Here is a 16053-nt window from a genome sequence, read left to right as displayed (position 1 = left end):
TGCAGAAAGGAGTCGATCATGACGCGCAAATTCATCGATTGCCGGGAATTCCCCAGCGACACGCATTGCTCGGTGGCCATCTCGGCCGACAGCGAGGAAGAATTATTGGGTATTGCCGTGCAGCACGCGGTCTCGGTGCACCATCACGACGACACGCCGGAGCTGCGCCAGCAGCTGCGTCAGCTGTTCAAGGACGGCATGCCGCCCGAACACCTGCCCATGAGCGGCCAGGCCGGCAGCAGCGGCAGCGCTGCGCACACCCACTAGGTGCGCGCCGGTCTTGCCGGTTGGATAGTTCAGGACGCCAGCTCGCGGGCTGGCGTTGTCACGTCCAGGGCCAGCACGAGCGGCACCAGCGCCGCATACACGACGATCACCGACAGCCAGACGGCGCCGGGCCAGTGCGCCCTCACGCCAAAATAGATGCTGGAAAACACCAGTGGACACAGCACGGACGCCAGGCTCACGGCCGAGGCCAGCACGCCCTGGAACTGGCCTTGCCGGTCGTCGGCCACTTGCCGCGTGGCCAGCGACTGCAGGGCCGGCGCGCCGATGCCGCCCAGGGCGAACACGGGCATGATGGCGAAAATCATCCAGCTGCAGGTGGCGAAGGCCATGACGACCAGGGCCACGCAGGCGCTGGCCACGCCCGCCAGGATGGCGGCGCGCTCGCCCAGCAGCTTAACGGCCGGACCGGGCAGAAAAGCCTGGGCCAGCGCCTGGCACACGCCGAAGGCGCCCAGCGACAGGCCGATCCACAGCCCGTTCCACTCGAACGCATCGTGGCCCCACAGCGCCCAGCAGACGCCATACACTTCGCCGGCCGCGCTGAAGGCAAAGAAGATGGCGGTGATCGGCAGCAAGCTTTTCTGAGACAAAACCCAGCGCAGCGGGCGCAGGGGATTCAATGCCGCCAGGTCGATAGCTTCACGCGTGGGCATGCGTGATTCGGGGAGCGCAAGCAATGCCAGCAGCAAGTTGCCGGCATTCAAGATCGCCGCCGCCATGAACGGCAAACGCAGCCCGTAATCGCCGAGCGCACCGCCGAGCACGGGGCCGATGATGAAGCCGGCGCCGAACATGGCGTTGAGCAAGCCGAAGCGGCGCGCCCGCGTTTCTTCGGGGGAAATATCGGTGATGTAGGCCGTGGCCACGGACACATTGGCGCTCGTCAATCCTGCGATGGCGCGCCCCAGCAGCAGCATCCACAGGCTGGGAGCGAAGGCCAGGAACAGGTAATTGACGGCCGCGCCCGCCAAGGAGAGCAGCAGCACGGGACGCCGCCCCAGGCGGTCGCTCAGCGCGCCCAGCACGGGCGCAAAAACGAACTGCATCAGCGCATACAGGGCCGTCATGATGCCAATGTACGGCGCCACGCTATCGGCACCGGTGACGTCGCGCAGCAGCGCCGGCAGGATGGGGAAGATCAGGCCGATGCCGACGGCGTCGAGCGCGACGGTGGCGAAGATGACGGGCAGCGCTGCCACGGAAATGGATACTTTCATATACTCAATCTAATTATGTACTCAGTACACAAATAGTATGCCCAGCCTGGCTGCACCACCAAGCCTTATCTGTACTCAGTACACTTCGTGTATGATCGGGGCAACATGACGATACCTGCCGACCTCCGCTCCCGTAAACGCCTTGCCACTCGGCAAGCCATCTCGAATGCCGCCACGCGCTTGTTCTTCGTGCACGGCTTCGAGCAGGTGACGGTGGACGAGATCGCGGCGGCCGCCAATGTCGGGCGCATGACCGTGTTCAACCACTTCCCCCGCAAGGAAGACATGTTCTTCGACCGCGAAGAAGAGGGACGCGAGCTGCTGCGCGCCGCCTTGCGCCAGCGCGACCCCGCCGTTTCCCCCATCGAAACCCTGCGCCTGCTGGCGCACCGCCTGGTGGCCGAGGACAGTCCCTACGTCACGTTTTCCGCCGCCGGCCAGGGTTTCATTGCCACCATCGAGGCCAGCGACACCCTGAAGGCGCGGGCGCGGGCGATCCGCGACGAGCTGGCGCAAGCGGTCGCGCAAGCGCTGACGGACGGCACGGGACGGGAAAGCGGCGATCCCCTCGCCCGGCTGGCGGCCAGCCTGCTGCTGGCCACCTGGAGCACGGCCCTCATCGAGGCGCACCGCGCCTTCCGCCGGCATGGCGACGCGCAACTGGCCAAGGCCGCTTTTCTCGCCCTCGTGGACCAGGGGCACGCAGGCTTGAACGCCGCCATGGCGGGCACGCCTTACGCCTGAAACTTGGCGCAGGACAATCCCTCCGCTTCCTTTCCCCATTGACCGGTGCCGCTGCTTGCGCACCGCCTGGCCGCTTCCTATCATGAAACCACGCGCTAGCTGGCGCTGCATGCGCGCTGGCGCGCCGGAACAGTCCCCTGTTTTCCGTCACTCTTACCGCAAGCACCTGCAACTGTAGGGAGGTACATGATGAATACCTTGACGAATGGCCATTTCAATGCGCTGCAAGCCACATTGAGAGGGCAGCTTTTACAAGCGAACGACGCCGGCTACGACAGCGCGCGCGCCGTCTGGAATGCGATGATCGACCGGCATCCGGCCCTCATCGTGCGCTGCGCGGGCACGGCGGACGTGCGCGCTTCACTGTCCTGGGCGCGCGACCACGGCCTGCCCCTTGCCGTGCGGGGCGGCGGCCACAATATCGCCGGCAGCGCCCTGTGCAACGACGGGCTGGTGATCGACCTGTCGAACATGCGCTCGGTGCATATCGATCCGCAACAGCGGCGCGCCCATGTCGAAGGCGGCGCCACCTTGCACGACTTCGACCACGAGGCGCAGGCGTTCGGCCTGGCTACGCCGCTGGGCATCAATTCCACCACGGGCGTGGCGGGGCTGGCCCTGGGCGGCGGTTTTGGCTGGCTCAGCCGCACACTGGGCCTGGCGGCGGACAACCTGCTGGCGGCCGACGTCGTCACGGCCGACGGACAATTCCTGCATGCCAGCGCAACCGGGCATCCCGACCTGTTCTGGGCCTTGCGCGGCGGCGGCGGCAACTTCGGCGTGGTCACGCGCTTCGAATTCCAGCTGCATCCGGTGGGGCCGGAAATCACGGCGGGCCTCATCGTCTTCCCCTACGCGCAAGCGAAGGAGGTGCTGACGAAATACCGCGATTTCGTCGATGGCATGCCCGATGAACTGACCGTCTGGGCCGTCTTGCGCAAGGCACCGCCGCTGCCCTTCCTGGCACCGGACGTGCATGGCCAGGACGTGCTCGTGCTGCCCGTCTTTTCGCCCGTGCAGTCGACCGCCATGCAGGAGGCCATCGAGCGCATCGGCAGCTTCGGCCAGCCGCTGGGCATGCACCTGGGGAAGATGCCGTACACGGCCTGGCAGCAGGCATTCGATGCGCTGCTCACGCCGGGCGCGCTCAACTACTGGAAATCGCATAACTTCACGCAGCTCAGCGACGCGGCCATCGATACCGTCATCCGCCACGCGGGCAAGCTGCCGACGCCGCAATGCGAAATCTTCCTCGGCCTGCTGGGCGCGCAGGCGAGCCGGCCGGCGCCGCAGGATACGGCCTATCCGCACCGCGACGCCCTGTACGTGATGAACGTGCACACGCGCTGGGACGAACCGGCCGATGACGCGCGCTGCATCGCCTGGGCACGCGACTTCTTCAACGAAGCCGCACCGTATGCGACGGGCAGCGTGTACGTCAATTTCCTGACCGAGGATGAAGGCGGGCGCACGGCCGACGCGTATGGCGTGAACTATCCGCGCCTGGCGCGCATCAAGAAGCAATACGATCCCGCCAACCTGTTCCGCGCCAACCAGAACATCTGTCCGGCCGCCTAGCGTGCCACGCTGCGGCGCCTTGCAATCCCTTGATCCAGGGCAATGCAATGCGCCGGCCGCCCGCTTACAATCGCCGGCTTTGCCCCTCCTCCATGCGCCACGCTCCCGAACTCCTCCTGCCTGCCGGCTCCCTGGCCAAGATGCATGCCGCCTTCGACTATGGCGCCGACGCCGTCTACGCGGGCCAGCCACGCTACAGTTTGCGCGTGCGCAATAACGACTTTTCGACCTTGCAAGCCTTGCAGGAGGGCATTGACGGTGCGCATGCGCGCGGCAAGCAATTCTTTGTCGCCAGCAATATCTTTGCCCACAACGCCAAGCTGAAAACGTATTTGCGCGACATGGAACCGGTGATCGCCATGCGCCCCGACGCCCTGATCATGGCCGATCCGGGCTTGATCATGATGGTGCGCGACAAGTGGCCGGAGATTCCCATCCACCTGTCCGTGCAGGCGAACGCCGTCAACTGGGCCGACGTCAAGTTCTGGCACCGCATGGGCCTGACGCGCGTGATCCTGTCGCGCGAACTGTCGCTCGACGAGATCGAGGAAATCCGCCAGCGCTGCCCGGAAATGGAACTGGAAGTGTTCGTCCACGGCGCCCTGTGCATCGCCTATTCGGGCCGCTGCCTGCTGTCCGGCTATTTCAACCACCGCGACCCGAACCAGGGCACGTGCACGAATTCCTGCCGCTGGGATTACAAGGTCAAGAATGCGGCCGAAGACGCCAGCGGCGACCTGGGCGCCATGCAGGTGGTGCCGCTGGAATTTCACCAGGCGCTGGCCGAAGCCGACAACAATGCGTTTTCCGCCCTGCACCAGCAGCCGCGCCACCCGCTGGCCGACCAGCCGTATTTCATCGAGGAAGCCCAGCGCCCGGGCCAGCTGCTGCCCATCCTCGAAGACGAGCACGGCACCTACATCATGAATTCGAAGGACTTGCGCGCCGTCGAGCATATCGAGCGCCTGGTCAAGATCGGCGTCGATTCGCTGAAGGTCGAGGGGCGCACCAAGTCGCTGTACTACGCGGCGCGCACGGCACAGGTCTACCGCCAGGCCATCGACGACGCCGTGGCGGGCCGCCCTTTCGATATCAGCCTGCTGGGCCAGCTGCAAGGCCTGGCCAACCGCGGCTACACGGACGGTTTTTATCAGCGCCACCACACGCAGACGCACCAGAACTACATGCGCGGCGCGTCCGAGGCCGACCGCAGCCAGTACGTGGGCGACGTGCTGAGCGTGGCCGATGGCTGGGCCAGGGTGGAAGTCAAAAACCGCTTCGCCGTGGGTGACCGCATCGAAGCCCTGCACCCGGGCGGCAACCGCGACTTCACGATAGCGCGCATGCTGGCCGATGACGGCAGCGAGATCCAGGTGGCGCCAGGCAGCGGCCACTTCGTGCGCATCGAACTCGACGGAGCGCTGAATAAAGCCTTGCTGGCCCGCTATTTGTAACCGCCAGTCTGCTGCACACGGTGGCGAGCAGTCCACAAGTGTTTGATTTGACAAGAAAAAATCTGCAGACCACCGCTTAAACAATTTGTTTAAGCCTCAACATTGCTATACGATACGGCCACCCTGCGCCCGGGGCCGTTATCGGATCCCGGTGCGTTCCTGACACGTTCACCGGAATCCCCGATGCCACCTGCCACACCTGCCCTCATCACCAATGACGCCGTCGTCCTCGGCCTGCTCGCCATGACCCTGGGAGGCGTCTTCTGGACCGCCTCCCGCACCAATGGCTTCTGGAAAAAGTTTTACACATATATCCCTTCCCTGTTGATGTGCTACCTGATCCCGGCGCTGCTCAACACGTTTGGCATCATCGACGGCAATGCTTCCGGCCTGTACGCCGTGGCACGCGACTATCTGCTGCCCAGCGCGCTGGTGCTGCTGTGCGTGGCCATCGATTTCGGCGGCATCATCCGCCTCGGCCCCAAGGCCATCATCATGTTTCTTACAGGAACACTCGGCGTCATGCTGGGCGCCCTCGTCTCGTTCGAGGCCCTGCGTTTGATCCACCCGGAAACGGTGGCGGGCGACACCTGGCGCGGCATGACGACCGTCGCCGGCTCGTGGATAGGCGGCGGCGCCAACCAGGCCGCCATGAAGGAAGTGTTTGAAGTGGACGCCACGCTGTTCGGCCAGTTCGTCGCCGTCGACGTGCTGGTGGCCAACGTCTGGACTGCCGTGCTGCTGTTCCTGGCAGGCCGCGCGGGTGCCTTCGACCGCTGGACCGGTGCCGATTTGTCCGCCATCAATGCGCTCAAGGACAGCATCGAAAGCTACCGTGCCCAGCACGCGCGCGTGGCCAATCTGACCGACATCATGATCATCCTCGGCGTGGGCCTGGGCGTGACGGGCCTGTCGCACTTCCTGGCCGGCCCCATCATCAGCTGGATCAACACGCTGCCGGCAGAATGGCGCTTGCAGGATTACAGCCTGACGTCGAACTTCTTCTGGATCGTCGTGCTGGCCACCACCTTCGGCCTGCTGCTGAGCTTTACCCGGGCGCGCAGCCTGGAAGGCGCGGGCGCCTCGACCATCGGCTCGGCCATGCTGTACGTGCTGGTGGCGACCATCGGCATGCACATGGACTTGAAAGCCCTGCTCGACAAGCCCTTCCTGTTCCTGCTGGGCATGATCTGGATCGCCGTGCACGGCGGCCTGATGCTGCTCGTCGCCAAGCTGATCCGCGCACCGCTGTTCTTCATGGCCGTGGGATCGCAAGCGAACATCGGCGGCGCCGCCTCGGCCCCCGTCATCGCCAGCGCCTTCCACCCGGCCCTGGCCCCCGTCGGCGTGCTGCTGGCCGTGCTTGGCTACGCGCTGGGCACCTATGGCGCCTACATCACGGGCTTGATCTTGCGCGGCATGGCGAGCTGACGCCTGTCCTGGCCTGACCGGCCAATCTTGCAATCATGATAATAACGCCAGCCTTCGGGCTGGCGTTGTCGTTTCTCCCCGCAGCTTTCGCAGAGTCCTGAAAACTCCCCACAATGTAGCAGAAACCCCTCAAAACCAAATTTTCGCACCATTTTTGTGCGAAATCTGCGATGATAGTTGCCCAAATAACCGTTCACCTCCATGGAATTCTGATGAAATACGCATCTGCTCACGAGTATGTCCAGCATGTCGCCGCACGCAATCCAGGTCAGCCCGAGTTTCTGCAAGCCGTCACCGAAGTCATGGAGAGCTTGTGGCCATTCCTGGAGCAGCACCCGAAATACGCGGAACAAGGCTTGCTGGAACGCTTGATCGAGCCGGAGCGCGTGGTGATGTTCCGCGTGTCGTGGGTCGATGACCACGGGCAAGTGCAAGTGAACCGCGGCTACCGCATCCAGCACAGCATGGCCATCGGGCCGTACAAGGGCGGCATCCGCTTCCACCCGTCCGTCACCCTGTCCGTACTGAAATTCCTTGCCTTCGAGCAAACCTTCAAGAATGCCCTGACCACGTTGCCGATGGGCGGCGGCAAGGGCGGCGCCGATTTCGATCCGAAGGGCAAGAGCCCCGGAGAAGTGATGCGCTTCTGCCAGGCCTTCGTGAGCGAACTGTTCCGCCACGTGGGTGCGGACACGGACGTGCCGGCCGGCGACATCGGCGTGGGCGGGCGCGAAGTGGGCTATATGGCCGGCATGATGAAAAAGCTCAGCAACCGCGCCGACTGCGTGTTTACGGGCAAGGGCGCCAGCTTCGGCGGCTCGCTGATGCGTCCGGAAGCGACGGGCTACGGCACCGTGTATTTCGCCGAAGAAATGCTAAAGACGCGGGGCCGCTCCTTCGAAGGCATGCGCGTGTCCGTCTCCGGTTCGGGCAACGTGGCGCAGTACGCGGTGGAAAAGGCCATGGCCATGGGCGCGAAAGTCATCACCGTTTCCGACTCCAGCGGCACCGTCATCGACGAAGCCGGTTTTACGCCGGAAAAGCTGGCCATCCTGATGGAGGTCAAGAACCATCTGTATGGCCGGGTCAGCGACTACGCCGCACGCACGGGCGTGCGCTTCGAGGCGGGCGTGTCGCCATGGCATGTGCCGGTCGATATCGCCCTGCCCTGCGCCACGCAAAACGAACTGAACATCGACGATGCGCGCCTGCTCATCGCCAATGGCGTGCAATGCGTGGCCGAAGGCGCCAACATGCCCACCACCATCGAAGCGGCGAAAGCGTTCGAGGCGGCCGGCGTGCTGTACGCGCCGGGCAAGGCCAGCAATGCGGGCGGCGTGGCCACGTCGGGCCTGGAAATGAGCCAGAACGCGGCCCGCATTTCGTGGCCGCGCGAGGAAGTCGACGCGCGTTTGCTGCAGATCATGCAAGGCATCCATGCCGCGTGCAAACAGTACGGCACGCGCGCCGACGGCACCGTCAGCTATGTGGATGGCGCCAATATTGCCGGCTTTGTCAAAGTCGCCGATGCCATGCTGGCGCAAGGTGTCATTTAAGCGTAGGTCGGACTAGGCGCAAGGCGCCGTAATCCGACAACATGGTTGGCGCGGCCGGTAGTGTTGTCGGATTACGCGCGGCATAGCCGCGCTAGTCCGACCTACGACTAGCTAATCTGGGGCTTCATCAGGCTCTTGCGGCTGATCGTGCGGCCCGACACCATGAACTCGCCATTGCCCCGGTAATGCAGGGTCTCGGGCAGCTTGGGCGAAGTGGCCACGTGGGCCTTCACGCACTCGAAGATGAAGAAGCCGCCCTTCGGGTTGCCCGCCACCTGGGCCAGCTTGCATTCGAAGTTGGCGTAGCACTCGGCGATCAGCGGCGCGCCCACCTGTTCGGCCGGCTGCGGCGTCAGGCCGAAGGCGGCGAACTTGTCCGTGTCCTCGCCGCTGCAATTGCCGATGGCCACCACCTGGTCGACCATGTCGGCCGTGGGCAGGTTGATCACGCATTCCATGCTGCGCTTGATCATTTCATAGCTGTGGTTGGCGTCGGAAATGAAGCAGCCCAGCAGCGACGGTGACAATTCCATCAGCATGTGCCAGGCCATGGTCATGACGTCGCTCTCGCCCTTCCAGGTGGAGCTGACGAGTACCACCGGCCCCGGTTCAAGGAAGCGGCGGATATCAGCGACGGGATAATCTTCTTTGTGGTAATTTTTCATCTGGTCTCCAGGACGCGGGTACCCCATAGCATAGCCGAACAGCGCCTGGCCGGGCGCGCGGCTGGCCGGCGGCGGCGTGTCGTCCGCACCGCGATTTGTGCCGTTCATCGCAAATATCTCCACCTTGGAGATTTTGCAACATAGAATACGCTGATCAACTACTCAAGGAAACCGCCATGCGCCATCTGCTCCAGTTGTCCGCCCTGTCCCTTGCCTGCCTCGCCTCCTTCGCGCATGCCGACGAGCAAAGCCGCATGGTCGCCGCCTTCAACGCCATCGACATCCGCGGCCCCATCAGCATCGAAGTGGAATCGGGCAAGGAGCAAAGCCTGCTGCTGCGCGGCGACCAGAAATTTCTCAGCGGCGTGATCACGGAAGTGGTCGATGGCGAGCTGAAAATTTCCATGAAGGATAAAGATATCAAGAAGACCGAGGGCGACCCGCGCGTCATCATCACCATGCCCACCTTGCGCAAGCTGATAGCGGAAGGCGCGGGCGAGAAGATCTTGACCAAGCTCAATGGTCCACGGGTCGACATCAGCTACAAGGGCGCGGGCCGCCTGGCCGCCGATGGCCAGGTCGACTGGCTGCGCCTGAAGGCGCAAGGCGTGGGCGAAGTCGACACGAAAGCCTTGCTGGCGAAAAACGTCGACGTCAATTTCGACGGCATCGGCTCCGTCAAGGTGTATTCCTCGGGCGAACTGAACGCCGTCGTGCGCGGCATGGGCGAACTGATTTATTACGGCAAGCCGAAGATCGTGCACAAGTCGATCGCCGGCATCGGCAGCGTGAATGCCGCCAAGTAAGCTTTTCCATAAAAACAGGCCATCAGGCCACTGGAGACCGCATGACCGCTTTACAAGATACCGGGGCGCCGCTGGTGCTGCGCGAAGAGCACGATGGCCTCGTCACCCTGCGTTTGAACCGCCCCCTGCAATTCAACGCCCTGTCGGAAGCCATGCTGGCGGCGCTGCAGGCCGAACTCGACCTCATCGCGCAGCAGCCCGACGTGCGCTGCGTGGTGCTGGCCGCCGAAGGCAAGGCGTTTTGCGCGGGCCACGACCTGCGCCAGATGCAGGCCACGCGCCGGCTTGATTACTATCAAACCCTGTTCGCGCAATGCTCGCGCGTGATGCAAGCCATTCAAACCTTGCCCGTGCCCGTGATTGCCCGCGTGCATGGCATCGCCACGGCGGCCGGCTGCCAATTGGTCGCCAGCTGCGACCTGGCCGTGGCGGGCGCCTCGGCCCGATTTGCCGTGTCCGGCATCAACGTGGGCCTGTTCTGCGCCACGCCGTCCGTGGCCCTGTCGCGCAATGTCTCGACCAAGCGGGCCTTCGACATGCTGGTGACGGGCCGCTTCATCGACGCCGACACGGCCGCCGACTGGGGCCTGGTCAACGAAACGGTGGCCGACGCGGCGCTCGACGAGGCCGTGGCGCGCCTGGCGCAGCAAATCATGGCGAAAAGCCCGACGGCCGTCCGCTACGGCAAGCAGATGTTCTACCGCCAGCGCCAGCTGCCGCTGGACGAGGCCTACGCGTACGCGGGCGACGTGATGGCGCGCAACATGATGGAAGAGGATGCGGAGGAAGGCGTCGCCGCCTTTCTGGAGAAACGGCCGCCCGGCTGGGCGCGGCCTTGAGTACCTGACCGAACCTACTGCGCGTCGGTATAGGCAGCCTGCGACGCTCACCGTACTTCAGTACGGTTGCGCTTCTCGGCTACCTCTCCCTTCCGCTCGCTACGGTTCTGTCAGGTACTCTTGGACTTCCTGGTCTTAACGACTGTCCTTCATCTGCTGCTGCACGGAAAGACTCAGCTTGCCCAGGTCTTCCTTGCCCAGCAGCGGCAATTGCGCCAGCAGCTGCATCAGGGTCGAACTACCCATCACGTCCAGTTCGGACGACTGCACCAGCACCGTGCCGGCGCCCGTGAAGTCGATCTGCTTTTCCTCGCCCGACAGGCTGAAACCCGTGAGCGCGCCGGCGGCCGAGGCCCAGCCCTGCACGTGGGCATAATCGTAGTGATACGAGGGGCTGGGGCAGTCGGCCCAGCCCAGCACGGCCTGCTCGTCCACGCGGCACGGCAATGCCAGGAAGTGCACGGGGCCGTTCGACGAGGCAATCACCTTGCCCGTGCCTATCATGGTCAAAAAGCCGGGCAAGGTCGATTCCTGGCAGATCACGTCCTTGGTAAAACCCAGCAGGTTTTTCGCGCGGATGGTCATGTTGGCGTCGTCCAGGTCGTAGCACGCCAGGTCGTTGCCGTTGTCGCCCAGGATCAACTGGCCCTGGCCTTGCGCCACGACAAAGTGGTGCACGTATTTCGGTGCATTGAAGGCATTGCGCACGATCAAGTCGAGCACGCTGCTGCCCATGGCTTCGAAGCGCAGCTCGCCATAGAAGGCGATCATCTTGCCCTTGCGAATGAAGATCTGTTCCTTGACGTCGATGACATACGCAAAACGGTTCAGCTTATCGTTCTTCGGCAAGGTATCGGGGTTGTATATCGTCATGGCTTACCTTTCGCTCGCTTGGATGTAGACCGTGCCCTGGCCCGTAAACTTCACCTGGTACGATTCGCCGGACGCCTGGCCGACGAAGGTTTTCCAGTTCAGGTCCGTGACGATGGTCGAACTCAGCTGGCCCGTGTGGCCGATATACGCTTGCGGGTCGACGAAGACGGGGACGTCCGGCGTGACGGGCAAGCCGATGGCATTGCCGTCGGACAAAATCGCCACCTCGCCCGTGCCTTGCAGGGTGGTGGTAAACAAGCCCTGGCCCGTGGCCATGCCGCGCACCACGCCCTGCACGCCGCCCTGGTTGCCGAGAAACATGGTGCCGGCCGTCAGGCGCGCATCGAAGGCCAGCAGGGAGTCGCTTTCCACATAGAACGTTTCGCCGCGCACGGGGACGATGGTGACGAACAGGCCGCCCTGCGCGTAAAACACGCTGCCCGTGCCGCGCGCCGACATCAGGGCGTAGCCCTCGTTCGTGACGGCGCGCATGGCCAGGCTTTGCACGCCCTGGCCGGCCAGGAAGGAGCGGCTGAACGCCACGTCGCCCTGGTAAGACACCATGGCGCCCTTGCGGGCGTACACTTCTTCATTGCCGAGTTTGACCTCAAGCATCTTTTCATTGATCTGCTGATAGACAGGCATCGCGGGTCCTCGCTGACTTAACGTTCGGCGGGCTGGATGAACACCACGCCCTGGCCTGTGAATTTGTGCTGGTACGATTCGCCCGAGCTCTGGCCGATCATGGTGCGCCAGTTGACATCAAAAACAAATTCCTGGCGGATATCGCCCTTGAAGCCGACGAAGGCGTCCGGGTCCACGCGCAGCGGGTGGGAAGGCGTCACTTCCAGCATGATCAGGTTGCCGCGCGAAATGACGGCCAGGTTGCCGTGGCCTTCGACGGTGGTGGAAAACAGGCCCTGGCCCGAGCTGGCGCCGCGCAGGCCCGCAAAGCTGGTGCCCGTCTTCAGGCCCGTGTCGTAGGCCAGCAGGCTGCTGCTTTCGATGGTCAGCTTTTCGCCGGCCAGCGCCATGACGGTAATCTCGGCCGCATTCTGCGCGAAAAACACGGTGCCGCTGCCTGAAGCCTGCATCAGCTGCATGCCTTCGTTCGTCACCTTGCGCTTGAGCGCGCCGAAGATGCCCTCGCCGCCCAGCAGGGATTTTTCAAATTTGATGCTGCCCGTATAGGCGACCATCGCGCCGGCAATGGCCAGCACTTTTTCGTCCTGCAGGCGCACTTCCAGCAGGCGGTCGGTATTGGTGCGGAAACTGGTCACGCGCGACTCCCCAAGAATGCCAGGGCACAAAGCCATGGCTGTTCGACAAGATACCGGGGGGCTTACCGCCATGCAAGCGCTATTCCTCCCTGACGGGGGGCATGCATAAAAAAAGGCGTGCCAGGAGGCACGCCTTGCGTTCACGCAAAGAAAGGCTTATTCAGCCAGCACCGGCCTGGCGCCGCGCGCGTTCTGGAACAGGGGCACGGGATCATTGGTATTGACCTCGACCACCGTCACGCCCTGCACCACGCCGCCCACCTGGTAGCCGACGGCGCCCAGGTGGCGCTTGCCTTCGGCCAGGTTGGACCAGCTCAGCGCGACGGACGCCGTGCCGCCCATGTAGGCCGTGCCCGGCATCAGCGCCTTGAAGCTGCCGTTGTTCAAGCCCGGCGCCAGCACCCATGACGACAGGGTGTAGTCGGCCTGGCCGTTTTGCGGCGCGTAGCCGATCACGCACACCTTGTAGGTGCCGGCGGCGGGCAGGCGCAGTTCCACTTGCTCGTTGGAACTTTCATTGCCGCTGCTGCCGACCAGCACATTGGCGGCGTTGTAGACCTCCATGTCCATGTCGGTATTCGCGCCGCCCGTCGTTTCCGCGTCGTAGGTGGCAAAGCGCGCCGCCAGGGTGCCGGGCGGGACCACCACGTTGTGCACGTTCACGCCCGTGGCGCCGCCCGCCTTGCAGGCGGCCGATGCGGCAGCGCCCGTCGTCGCCTGGCCGATCGTGCGCGCTTCGCGCACGGCTTCGACGAGACCCGACTTGACGCCGACGAGCGCGCCCGTGAAGCCCGTGCCCAGGGTCAGCACCTTGCTGCCCGTGGCCGCTTCGCTGCTGACCAGCGGTATGGCGGCCAGCGAGGTGCCGCGCGCCGTCAGCGGGCTGCGCACCGTGTGCGTGCCATCCGTCCAGCTCAGGGCGCCGTAGGTCCAGGTATTGGCCGGCGCCGTCGTGCGCGTCAGCTTGACCTGGTACTGCGCCTTGGCACCAGGCGCCAGGTTCAGGCTCGTGGGCGTCACCGCCACCGTGTAGCCGGGCAGGCTGGCCGAGACATTGTAGACGGCGCTGCTGGCGCCCACGTTCGTCACCGTGCGCGTCAAGGTTTGCGTGCCCAGTACGTTGGCCGCCGTCAGCGACGCCAGGTTCAGGTTATAGGCAGGAATGGTGCCGATGGCCTGGCAGGTGGCGGCCGTGTAGACCTTCAGGTTCAGGCCGCACAGGAAGCGCGCATAGTCGATTTCCGACATGTCGTACACGAGGCCGGGATCGGCCGCGCTGTTTGGCGCGATGTGGCCGGCGCCCTGCCCCCACGGCAGCTGGCCCGAGTTCTTCGCCGTGGCATCCCACGACACGGAACCGTTCAAGCCATCGGAATACGTGCTGAAGGCCGTCGTCATCAGCGCCGACTTGATGGCCGCAGGCGACCAGTCCGGATGCTGCTGCTTGAGCAGCGCCGCCACGCCAGCCACGTGCGGGCTGGCCATCGAGGTGCCGGAATAGAAATCCCACTCGGCCACGGGCGCCGCGCCGCCGGCCGCCACGGCGTCACGCTGCGCCTGCGTCAGGTCGGCCGTCACGCCGGCCAGCACGTTGGTGCCGGGCGCCGACAGGTCCGGTTTCAGGATATTCGCATTGGCCACGTTCGGCCCGCGCGAGGAGCGGTCGCTGACGATAGGCGCCTGCACCGTGGTGTCGGGGATCGTATGGACTTCGCCCAGGGCCGCCGTGCCGTCGGGCGTCGCCGCCATGAAGGCTTTCAGCGCGTCGCCCTGCGCCTGCGCCAGGTGCACGGTCGACAGCACGTGCGCCTGGTTGACGATGGTGTTGGCGCCGCCAGCCACGTTGGCGATGACCACGCCCGCCGCGCCCGCCGTCCGGGTATTTGCGCTCTTGTTGACCAGTACGTTGCCGCCACGGTCGCACACGAGCACCTTGCCCGCCACTTTCGCCGGGTCCAGGTAGGCGGACGTGGCGTCGGCCGCGCCGTAGCAGCGCAGCAGGTTGATGTCCGTCGGCGACACGCCCGCCAGGCCCGCGTCGCGCGAGCGGATCAGCGGCAGCGCCGGCGTCTTCGCATTGCTCGACGCGCCTTCCAGCTTGCTGCCGTTGCTGAGGATGACGTTCGCCGCATACAGGCGGTTATGCGTGGAATTGGCGACCGTTGCCAGCCAGGGGCTGATGTGCGACACGGGCGCCGGCACGTCGGGCGCGGGCGTGGATGGACCGGAATTGCCGCCGGACGTGGCGACGAACACGCCGGCCGCCGCCGCGCCAAGGAAGGCCACTTCCGTCGGCTCGTCGAAGGCGCCGCCGCCCGCGTTCGGGCCGATGGAGAAGTTGATGACGTTGACGCCATCCTTCACGGCCTGGTCGATGGCGGCCACGCTGTCGGCCGTGGCGCAGCCGTTGCGGCCCGTCGAGGCGGCCGTCCAGCAGACTTTATAGGCGGCGATGCGGGCGCGCGGTGCCATGCCCGAGGCCTTGCCCAGCGACACGCCATTCGACGTGGCCAGCGCGCCATTGTTGCCGCCGGCCGTGGAGGCCGTGTGCGTGCCATGGCCGCCGTGGCCCGTCGGGCCGGCGACGGAATCGCGCGGCGAACGGAATTCCGTCCAGTGCAGGGCGGCGCCCGAGGCGCGGTAGTAGCGGGCGCCGATCAGCTTGTTGTTGCAGTTCTCGGCGCCGAAGCCTTCGCCCGTCTGGCAAGTGCCCTGCCAGCCGGCTGGCGGCGGGCCGTACACGACGTTGCTGCCACTGTGGCTGGGCACGCCGCTCTCGTCGAGGCGGTCGGCAAAGGCCGTGTTCTCGGGCCAGATGCCGCTGTCGACGATGCCGATGATGATGTCCTCGCCCGCGTGCGCCTTGCCGCCCAGCTGCTCCCAGAGGCCGCCCGGCTTGTCCAGGCCCAGGAAGCTGGGCGTGTAGCTGGTGTCGAGCTGCAGGATGGAGTCGGCGCTGATGCTGGCCACGCCGCTGTTCTTCTTCAGGGCCCGCACTTCATCGTCTGTCAGCAGGGCGGAAAAGCCGTTGAAGACGACGCTGTACTGGTGCGTGATTTCGGCAGCGCTGACGGTTTCGGCCACGGCGGCCTGCCTGGTGTCGAGGTAGTTCAGGTAAGCCTGCACGTCGGCGGCGCCCACATTGATGCGCGCGCCCGGGGCTGGCTTGGTGGCGGCCAGGCCCGCGACCTGGCCCGTGTAGGTAGCGGCCGGCTTGTCGACCAGTTGCACGATGTAGGAACGGCGTTCCTGCGCCTGCGCCGTTTGCGCCAGGCTGGCGGCCAGCAGGAGGATGGCGAGCGAGACGGGACGTAGTTTCATG

Annotated in this window: 14 protein-coding genes; 8 read left to right on the top strand and 6 right to left on the bottom strand. The window is 64.9% G+C overall.

What is annotated here, in order from left to right; translation table 11 throughout:
• Positions 1-18: 18 nt before the first annotated feature.
• Complete coding sequence (locus BXA07_RS03435; protein ID WP_076565537.1) at positions 19-267, top strand: DUF1059 domain-containing protein; 249 nt, start codon at positions 19-21, stop codon at positions 265-267.
• Between the two features lie 29 nt (positions 268-296).
• Here BXA07_RS03435 and BXA07_RS03430 read toward each other — a convergent pair whose 3' ends face one another.
• The gene (locus BXA07_RS03430) at positions 297-1505 is read right to left on the bottom strand and encodes a TCR/Tet family MFS transporter (protein WP_076565536.1); all 1209 of its coding nucleotides are present in this window, start codon (positions 1503-1505) and stop codon (positions 297-299) included.
• 105 nt (positions 1506-1610) lie between these two features.
• On the opposite strand from BXA07_RS03430, the gene BXA07_RS03425 reads away from it, so the two are divergent.
• The 5 genes from BXA07_RS03425 (at position 1611) to gdhA (ending at position 8268) form a co-directional block, all read left to right on the top strand.
• Positions 1611-2249, top strand: coding sequence for a TetR/AcrR family transcriptional regulator (locus BXA07_RS03425; RefSeq protein WP_076565534.1), 639 nt, complete (start codon positions 1611-1613; stop codon positions 2247-2249).
• A gap of 189 nt (positions 2250-2438) precedes the next feature.
• Entirely contained in the window at positions 2439-3827 is a 1389-nt protein-coding gene (locus BXA07_RS03420) for an FAD-binding oxidoreductase (RefSeq protein WP_076565707.1), read from the top strand.
• Between the two features lie 92 nt (positions 3828-3919).
• Positions 3920-5281 (top strand): prephenate-dependent tRNA uridine(34) hydroxylase TrhP, encoded by a 1362-nt coding sequence (gene yegQ / locus BXA07_RS03415; protein ID WP_076565533.1) that lies wholly within the window; start codon positions 3920-3922, stop codon positions 5279-5281.
• 183 nt (positions 5282-5464) lie between these two features.
• Positions 5465-6712 (top strand): DUF819 family protein, encoded by a 1248-nt coding sequence (locus BXA07_RS03410; protein WP_076565531.1) that lies wholly within the window; start codon positions 5465-5467, stop codon positions 6710-6712.
• Between the two features lie 212 nt (positions 6713-6924).
• Complete coding sequence (gene gdhA, locus BXA07_RS03405) at positions 6925-8268, top strand: NADP-specific glutamate dehydrogenase (protein ID WP_076565530.1); 1344 nt, start codon at positions 6925-6927, stop codon at positions 8266-8268.
• A 107-nt stretch (positions 8269-8375) separates the two neighbouring features.
• Here gdhA and BXA07_RS03400 read toward each other — a convergent pair whose 3' ends face one another.
• Positions 8376-9041, bottom strand: a complete 666-nt coding sequence (locus BXA07_RS03400) for a flavin reductase family protein (RefSeq protein WP_348532949.1) — start codon at positions 9039-9041, stop codon at positions 8376-8378.
• Between the two features lie 68 nt (positions 9042-9109).
• Between BXA07_RS03400 and BXA07_RS03395 the strand changes: the two genes are divergently transcribed.
• Positions 9110-9739, top strand: coding sequence for a head GIN domain-containing protein (locus BXA07_RS03395; RefSeq protein ID WP_076565528.1), 630 nt, complete (start codon positions 9110-9112; stop codon positions 9737-9739).
• Between the two features lie 41 nt (positions 9740-9780).
• On the top strand, positions 9781-10578 hold the full coding sequence (locus BXA07_RS03390) for an enoyl-CoA hydratase (RefSeq protein ID WP_076565526.1): 798 nt from the start codon (positions 9781-9783) through the stop codon (positions 10576-10578).
• Positions 10579-10713: 135 nt separating this feature from the next.
• On the opposite strand, the gene BXA07_RS03385 is transcribed toward BXA07_RS03390, so the two are convergent.
• The 4 genes from BXA07_RS03385 to BXA07_RS31565 form a co-directional block, all read right to left on the bottom strand.
• On the bottom strand, positions 10714-11451 hold the full coding sequence (locus tag BXA07_RS03385) for an AIM24 family protein (RefSeq protein WP_076565525.1): 738 nt from the start codon (positions 11449-11451) through the stop codon (positions 10714-10716).
• A 3-nt stretch (positions 11452-11454) separates the two neighbouring features.
• Positions 11455-12096, bottom strand: a complete 642-nt coding sequence (locus BXA07_RS03380) for an AIM24 family protein (protein ID WP_076565523.1) — start codon at positions 12094-12096, stop codon at positions 11455-11457.
• Between the two features lie 17 nt (positions 12097-12113).
• Positions 12114-12731, bottom strand: coding sequence for an AIM24 family protein (locus BXA07_RS03375; RefSeq protein WP_212592260.1), 618 nt, complete (start codon positions 12729-12731; stop codon positions 12114-12116).
• Between the two features lie 156 nt (positions 12732-12887).
• Positions 12888-16052: a S8 family serine peptidase gene (locus BXA07_RS31565; protein WP_076565520.1), complete on the bottom strand. Its 3165-nt coding sequence runs from the start codon at positions 16050-16052 to the stop codon at positions 12888-12890.
• Position 16053 lies beyond the last annotated feature (1 nt).

Origin of the sequence: Janthinobacterium sp. TND4EL3 (assembly GCF_900156175.1) — a bacterium.
Taxonomy (GTDB): Bacteria; Pseudomonadota; Gammaproteobacteria; order Burkholderiales; family Burkholderiaceae_D; genus Janthinobacterium.
The sequence above is the reverse complement of the archived record's forward strand: the minus strand, read 5'-3'. Positions and strand labels throughout refer to the sequence as shown.